Here is a 6,852-nt window from a genome sequence, read left to right as displayed (position 1 = left end):
CATTATGATGGATCATCATACCTTTGGGAATGAAGTTTTTACCAATATCCCGACTGATCTGTTTGCAGGCCATAAAGAAGGAGAAAACAACAGGTTGATCTACAAAGGTGATCACGGAGACTTTACCCATAACGTGGAGCATAATGCTGAAGATAAGATATTAGTAATTTACAACACAACCTGCACTACATCGTGGCATTGCAAAAATGATAAGCCGATTGGTTATTGTGACGGATGCAGCAAATGTAAAAGTACAACATGCGGTACTACCATCACTACTATATTTATTGACGGGAACAGCGATTTTCCTACCTGGGACGGAAGCGGTAGCGAAGGTGGCGGCGATGGCAGTAGTGGAGGAACTACAGCACCACCAAAAGATCCCTGCGGGCTTGCTTCGGTTTTTTACAGACCTGCTCCGGGATGTGGTGGAGGGGGAACACTTCCCGGAATTGATGACCCTTGCCAAAAAGCATTTAAAGGCAATACCAAAGCCAAAGAATTATTAAATAAAGCTAAAATAGTCGCGGCAAAAAGCCAGATTACAAGTACTTTAAGTACAGATACTAATGAAAAATCTTTTTCCTATGGAAAGGATTCTAGTGGAAATTATGATACAACACCAATTAAAACGGCTACAGCTGGTAATCAGGTAGGGCTGCAGGCAAATAATCCTAATTTATCAATAGAAGGAGGGGCCCATACCCATACACCAGATCTGTACAATTGTTTTTCTGCCGGAGACATATATTCACTACAGGGAGCAAATGTTATTAATCCAAAATTTACAAACTTTTTCGTTTTTGCTGATGGAGGGATAAGTTATGCTTTAACAATTATTGATCCTGTAAAATATGCCAATTTTGTGGCGAATCATTCTGCAGGTAGTAACCTGGATATGTCGACTTCAAATTGGCAAACTACTTCCCCTATATATGTAAGTTTTGTTAGTGCAATTAAGCAGTTTATATATCAAGGTCTATCAGATGATAATGCTATGGCTAATGCTACTGCATTTGTTCTAAGTAAGTACGATGTGGGAGCTACTTTAAGTCAAAGTGATTCTTCGGGAAATTTTAATTCTATATTTGTAGAGGAGGATATACACAATATAAATATAAACGGAGTTACAGTATCTGTAAGTACTTATAAACAAACACCGGATTGTAACCTAAAATAACTGAGATATGAAAAATAATAAAAAAATAATAGCATTTATACTCCTGTTTGGATGTATTTTAATAAATGCTCAATTAGATACCTTGAACTATTTAAAACAGTTTGAAGCGAATAAAGTAAACTATATTAATAAACCCTTTTCAGTACTTTTAAATGATATGACAATGATACAACCTAGAACAGTCTGGTCATTTTCAATGGGAAGAGTGAAAACAGTATCTGCAGATACAAGATTTAATTTTGCTAATATTGAACAAAGCTTTCATAATTCTATTACATTATTAATCAAATGGGTAGATCCTATTCCAAGAAATGAAACAAAATATTATGAACAGAAAAATAATTTTTATTTTACTAATGATGAACGGTCTTTCTATGGGAGTAAGATTATAAAAGATATAATTGTTTACAGATGAGGTTATTAATCGTATTGCTATTAGTGATTGGTTCTTTTTTGAATGCTCAGGAAGTAATCCGGGATAAAGATGGTTACGTTACTATTATAACACATTGCAGAGTAAAGTATGTCAGAGATACATTATCTTATCTCAAAGAATTTGAATCCTCTAAAAATAAATATATAGGAAAACCTTTTTCAGTACTTTTAAATGATATGACAATGATACAACCTAAAACTGCTTGGTCATTTTCAATAGGGAGGGTTAAAACAATATCAGCTGATTCAAGGTTTAAATTTGCAAACAAAGAAATGGGATTTAATAATGCAATTACATTATTAATCAAATGGGTAGATCCTATTCCAAGAAATGAAACGAAATATTACGAACAGAAAAATAATTTTTATTTTACCAACGATGAACGGTCTTTCTATGGAAGTAAGATTATAAAAGATATAATTGTGTACAGGTAAGATTGCTTTTTCTGGTATTTCTTAGTTAATATCACTATGCTTATAAATAAACCTCTGAAATGTCAGAGGTTTTGTTGTTAAATGCAAACCATAAGTTTGAACACAAAATTATTGTCTCTCATTGATCATAAACTTAAAACAAACTTAACATAAAATAAGAGGTTGGATAAAATCTGAATGATTACTTTATTTGCTCATTGTATTGATAAACAATAGATTAGTTTTTTATTATGGTAGGAGGTATTTGTAAAAAGCTAAAATTTCTTAATAAAAACATAAGAAACTCTTAATGCTACGAGGGAAAGAGCTGTTCTAATTTTGCATCAATCAAAAAGGATGTCATGAATGTATTTAAAATCCCTGTCTCAGTAACTTATTTCACGGGTAGGGTATTACTTATTGGTGCAATATCAGCTTCACCGATGTTCCTCGCTCAGAAAAAAGACAGTTTAAAAGAAAAATCCATTGACGAGATTGTCGTTGTAGGGTACGGAACACAGAAAAAGAGTAAAGTATCCGGAGCCGTTTCCGAGGCTTCATTGGATAAGCTTACTTCGAGATCTTTATCCGGAGTAGGAGAAGTACTTCAGGGAAAAGCACCCGGAGTAACTGTTGTGAACGAAGGTGGAGATCCGAACGGTTCACCCAAAGTGAATATCCGTGGTTTGGGAGGAATTAACGGGGAGACTCCGTTGTATGTTGTAGATGGAGTCGTCTTTAATGGTACACCGTCTATCAACCCAAATGATATTCAGGATATATCGGTTCTGAAGGATGCCTCTGCAGCCATTTATGGGGCAAGATCTTCCGGAGGGGTGATCCTCATTACCACGAAAAAAGGTAAAAAAGGAAACCTTACATTGGATTTTGATGTTAAATACGGAATTAACCAGGCATGGAGATTAAAAGAATCTCTGAATGCAGCAGAATTCCAGGATGTCATGTACAAAGCTTTTGAAAATGCCGGGAAACTAGAAAGTTTACCAATCGCTTTCAATCCTAAGCTGTATCCTGACGGAAGAATTACCAGAACCGACTGGATGAAAGAGATTTTCCGTACAGGAACGATTCAGGAATATAACGTCAACCTGAGCGGAGGAAGTGACAAGTCCAAATATTTTGTGGGGATGAACCATAGAATGCTGGAAGGGATCTTATTGAATACTCAGGCGAAACGATACAATTTCAGAGTAAATTCTGAACATAAAATAAAAGACTGGTTAACGGTTGGAGAAAATATGTATTACAATTACTCTGACGGGAATACAGCAGATACGAAGAGTGGGTATACAGGAGCTGTAGTAGCTGCCATGTATTATCCGCCAAATGTTCCGGTATATACGCCATCAGGAGCTTTTTCAGGATTGCCGATTGATGTGGCAGGAGGATATGGAGATATGATCAATCCTGTAGCGTATCTTAAAAGGATCAATATCAGGAATCCTACTCACGAAATTTTAATCAATCCTTATGCGGAGATTACTTTAGCAAAAGATTTAAAATTCCGGTCCAACTTTTCACAGACCTTCAGGTTGGGGAATGTTAAAAACTTTACTTACAGAGTACTTGAAGTCGGAAAAATTTTCGATACCAATAATTTAGAATACCAGTCTAACAATTCTTCTACAGCGCTTGCAGAGCAGCTTCTTACCTATAAAATTACAGCAGGCAAACATAATTTTGATTTCCTTGGCGGTTTCACTTTCCAGAAAACAATTGATGAAGGATTTTCTGCCAAAGCATATGACTTCAGAAGTGAGGCAGAGGTTTTCCAACATCTTCAGAATGCCGCGGATACCAATAAAGAAGTTTCCAGTTACCGATATAAGCAGGCTTTGGTTTCTTACCTGGCAAGGGTAAATTATGATTATGCAGGCAAGTATATTGTGAGTTTACTGGGAAGAAGAGACGGTTCATCACTGGTTGCAAAGAAAAACAGATTTGCCAATTACTATGCCGTTTCAGGAGCATGGGTAGTGTCTAAGGAAAACTTTATGCAGGATATTTCATGGCTTTCAAGTCTGAAGTTAAGAGGAAGTTACGGTGTTCTGGGGAACCTTGGAGGAATTTCACCACAGGCTGTGAATCCTTTGATGATCAGAGATAACAATATTATCTTCGGTCAGGATCCTACTCAGAATATTGCTTACTATGCAGTTACGCGTCCGAATCCGGATCTGAAATGGGGAAAGTCTGAGCAGACCAACTTTGGGGTAGATGCTTCTTTCCTTCACAACAGCCTTTCCTTACAGTTTGATTATTTCGTGAAGAACTCCAAAGACCAGATCTTCAATGTAAGCTTACCAAGTACCTCCACTTATAATAATCAATATGTGAATGCGGGGTTATTCCAGGACAAAGGATACGAAGTAGGGATCAATTATAACAGCAGAGGATCAGGAGATTTTACCTATTCGATAGGAGCGACTTTTAGTCAACTAAAAAATACGGTGAAGCAGTTGGCGGATGTTAATGAGATCTTTATCAACGACAACGGAGTAAGAGGAGTATTGAAACCTACCCGTGTGAAAGTAGGAGATGCCCTTTATTCCTATTATGGTTACAAGACAGGAGGAATTTTCCAGACTCAGGAGGAGATCAATAATTATAAAGATGCCAACGGAAATCTTATCCAGCCGAATGCAAGACCGGGCGACATCAAATTCCTGAAGAAAGAAGGAAATACCGGAACTCTTAATAACAATGACTTTGTTAACCTTGGAAGTCCATATCCTAAGTTCTCTTACGGGTTTTCATATAATATGACCTGGAAAAACTTTGATCTGAACGTCTTCTTCCAGGGAGTATACGGCAATAAGATCTTCAACGGTCTGAAGTTTATTTCCCTGAATCCAGGAGGAACCGGCCAGAATTACAATATGGAAAGAGATATTCTGAATGCATGGACCCCTCAGAATACCAATACAGATATTCCAAGACTAGTATATGGAGACCCAAGCGGAAACTATTCCAAAGTCTCTGATTTCTACGTAGAAGACGGATCTTATCTCAGACTGAAAAACCTTACCATCGGGTATTCATTGCCAAGAGAGCTTTACAAAAAACTGGATGTGAATAAAGTAAGAATTTATGTAACAACCAACAACCTGTTCACAATAACCAAATACACAGGCTTTGACCCTGAAGTAGGAATGAATTCTTATGGAGTGGATACCGGAAGATACCCTCAGGCACGTTCATTCATCTTCGGAGTGGAAATCGGTTTATAATCTTAAATAAAAAAGTAAAAAAATGAAAATTTTCAATAAAATATTTTTAGTATCAGGAATATCCGTAATGCTTCTATCATGTACAGGAGAACTGGATGTTCAGCCGGAAGGAACGCCTACAGAAGCCAGTTTCTGGAAAACGGAAAATGATTTGATTACCGGAGCGAATGCAATGTACAAGCCTTTGTATAACGAGGAATTCTATGGAAGAGGTTTGTTTTGGTTTATCAATGCCAGTGATGATATGGTGACAGGAAGAGGAAAAAACGAAGCTGATAATGCCAAGAACTTCAGCAGCAATTATATCGCAGCAGGAGATCTGGAAACTCAGTGGAACAAAAGATATAATGTAATAGGAGTTGCCAACCGTGTGATCCGCAATATTGATAATATCCAGACTTCACCGTCCATTAAAAATAAATACCTGGGAGAAGCTTTATTCATGAGCAGCAGAATGTATTTTGAATTGGCTTATAACTATGGAAATGAGAAAGCAGGTGTTCCTATTATTGACCGTTCCAAAGAACCGGATCCTAATCCGATCCCAAGAGCGGCGAATGTGATGGAAAACTACAATTATATTGTGAATGACCTGAAAAGAGCAGCCGAATTATTGCCTACTCAGGCAGAACTTCCGGCAAAAGATTACGGAAGACCTCATAAAGCTGCAGCCTGGGCGCTTTTGGCAAAAGTATACCTGTTTATGAAAGACTGGAAAAATGCAGAATTCTGGGCCAATGAAGTAATGACTAAAGGAAACAGAGCCCTTTTGAACAATTTTGCAGATGTTTTCAAAGCTGAAAACAACTACAGTTCAGAATATATCTGGTCCGTTCCGAGTACACCGAAATTTACAGCATGGGGAAGTATTCTTCCGGGAGTAATGCTTGAAAATAAAGGATGGGGAGAATACAACGGATGGGGGTATTTCCAGCCTACAAAAGAATTGTATGATGAATATGAAAACGGGGATTTAAGAAGAAGTGCTACCATACTGAAACTCGGAGATAAGTTTACCTTCAACGGGAAGGAGAGAACCTATGCGTCTACCAACTCTGTGACAGGATTTCAGTTCAATAAATATATGGATGCATTCAAATATCAGCTGAACAGCGGCCACGTAAGTGCCAACGGAGATTATCCATGTACAGACCTTGCGGTTCCGATTATGCGTTATTCTGAAGTGATCCTGATCAAGGCAGAAGCTTTGCTGATGCAGGGAAAACCTGCTGATCAGGAAATTAATTTGGTAAGAGTACGTGCCGGGCTGGCTCCGAAAAACGGATGCACAATGGCAGACCTGAAGCATGAAAGACGTTGTGAGCTTGCCGGAGAGTGGGCAGACAGACACAGGGATCTTGTACGTTGGGGAGATGCGCAGGCAACTTATGCAAAACCTCTGCATCATATGGATGGACAGAAAATAGTATGGGCAGCAAGAAACTTTAATCCGGCGATCCATAATGTTTGGGCAGTTCCACAGGCTGAAATCGTAAACAGTCATGGAGTCATTAAACAAAATGAAGGCTGGTAAAATTTTAGTCTTTTATAATATCACTATATCATCACAGG

4 protein-coding genes and 1 pseudogene are annotated in these 6,852 nt (G+C 37.8%); all 5 read left to right on the top strand.

The annotated features are described in order from the left end of the window. A pseudogene (locus AC106K_RS20485) lies at positions 1-1,180 on the top strand (hypothetical protein); the annotation flags it as partial. A 7-nt stretch (positions 1,181-1,187) separates the two neighbouring features. Next, the gene (locus tag AC106K_RS20480) at positions 1,188-1,595 is read left to right on the top strand and encodes a hypothetical protein (RefSeq protein WP_482447298.1); all 408 of its coding nucleotides are present in this window, start codon (positions 1,188-1,190) and stop codon (positions 1,593-1,595) included. Continuing rightward, on the top strand, positions 1,592-2,050 hold the full coding sequence (locus AC106K_RS20475; RefSeq protein ID WP_482447297.1) for a hypothetical protein: 459 nt from the start codon (positions 1,592-1,594) through the stop codon (positions 2,048-2,050). Before AC106K_RS20480 ends, AC106K_RS20475 begins: the two co-directional genes overlap by 4 nt. Positions 2,051-2,391: 341 nt before the next feature. Next, complete coding sequence (locus tag AC106K_RS20470; protein ID WP_482447295.1) at positions 2,392-5,280, top strand: SusC/RagA family TonB-linked outer membrane protein; 2,889 nt, start codon at positions 2,392-2,394, stop codon at positions 5,278-5,280. A 22-nt stretch (positions 5,281-5,302) separates the two neighbouring features. After that, complete coding sequence (locus tag AC106K_RS20465) at positions 5,303-6,814, top strand: RagB/SusD family nutrient uptake outer membrane protein (protein WP_482447293.1); 1,512 nt, start codon at positions 5,303-5,305, stop codon at positions 6,812-6,814. Positions 6,815-6,852 lie beyond the last annotated feature (38 nt).

The sequence above is a fragment of the Chryseobacterium sp. FR048 genome (genome assembly GCF_056844665.1).
This window is presented reverse-complemented; position numbering and strand designations above follow the sequence as displayed.

Bases quoted from the DNA above. Each gene is read 5' to 3' on its own strand.
- AC106K_RS20480 (WP_482447298.1), top strand. From the start codon at position 1,188: ATGAAAAATAATAAAAAAATAATAGCATTTATACTCCTGTTTGGATGT.
- AC106K_RS20475 (WP_482447297.1), top strand. From the start codon at position 1,592: ATGAGGTTATTAATCGTATTGCTATTAGTGATTGGTTCTTTTTTGAAT.
- AC106K_RS20470 (WP_482447295.1), top strand. From the start codon at position 2,392: ATGAATGTATTTAAAATCCCTGTCTCAGTAACTTATTTCACGGGTAGG.
- AC106K_RS20465 (WP_482447293.1), top strand. From the start codon at position 5,303: ATGAAAATTTTCAATAAAATATTTTTAGTATCAGGAATATCCGTAATG.